The sequence below is a fragment of the Psychromonas arctica genome (genome assembly GCF_036697365.1).
GTDB classification, from domain to species: domain Bacteria; phylum Pseudomonadota; class Gammaproteobacteria; order Enterobacterales; family Psychromonadaceae; genus Psychromonas; species Psychromonas arctica_A.
In genome coordinates, this window is the sequence record NZ_JBAHZA010000052.1 from 1 (window position 1) to 1,031 (window position 1,031).

Below are 1,031 nucleotides of genomic sequence, written 5' to 3' on the forward strand. Positions count from 1 at the left end.
TTTGGTGTGTAAGTTACGGTACCGTCAGCGTTAATCGCTACTGTCCCGTTCATGCCATCGGTTACTGACGCAACAGGAGATGTAATGCCATCGGCATCCGTATCATTTGCGACGACATCGATAACCACTGGCGTGTCTTCGTCAGTTGTAGCTGAATCGGCTACTAATACTGTGTCATCGGCCACTGCTTCAACTGTTACTGTGACCGTTTCTGTATTCCCGTCTTCATTGGTGTACGTGAAGGTATCAGACCCGTTGAAGTCTGCATCTGGCGTGTAAGTCACGGTGCCGTCAGCGTTAATCGCAACGGTCCCGTTCGTACCGTCTGTGACTGAGGCAACAGGTGAAACTTCACCGTCTTCATCTGTATCGTTTGCTAATACGTCAATAATTACAGAAGTATCTTCTGTTGTAACGACGCTATCTTCATTAGTATTAGTTAGATCATCTACTCCAGTAACACCAGGCTCAACAGTTGCGGCTTCACCGTCTACCGTGCCGTCATTTGGTGTTAATGTAAATGTAGGTAATTCTTCGCCACTATTGACAAGTTCTGCCCCCGCTTCTGTTAAGACAACCGTACCATCTACGATTTCATAATTTACGGTATCGCTCAATGTAACAGTAACCTCGTCACCGTCTTCATCTGTTGTTTCAAACGTCGCAACCACAGCACCTTCAACGGCACTGCCGTCATCTTCAGTGAAGTCATTGCTGCTAGTAATAGTTATTTCTGGTGCATCATTGGTAGTAGTAACACCTGGCTCAACAGTTGCGGCTTCACCGTCTACCGTGCCGTCATTTGGTGTTAGTGTAAATGCAGGTAATTCTTCGCCACTATTGACAAGTTCTGCGCCCGCTTCTGTTAAGACAACTGTACCATCTACGATTTCATAATTTACGGTATCGCTTAATGTAACAGTAACCTCGTCACCGTCTTCGTCTGTTGTTTCAAACGTCGCAACCACAGCACCTTCAACGGCACTGCCGTCATCTTCAGTGAAGTCATTGCTGCTAGTAATAGTTATTTC

1 protein-coding gene is annotated in these 1,031 nt (G+C 46.1%); it reads right to left on the reverse strand.

Annotated elements, in window-relative coordinates; translation table 11 throughout:
* Window positions 1–1,031: Ig-like domain-containing protein (locus V5290_RS17270; protein ID WP_333388741.1), on the reverse strand; the 1,031-nt coding region annotated here is incomplete at both ends.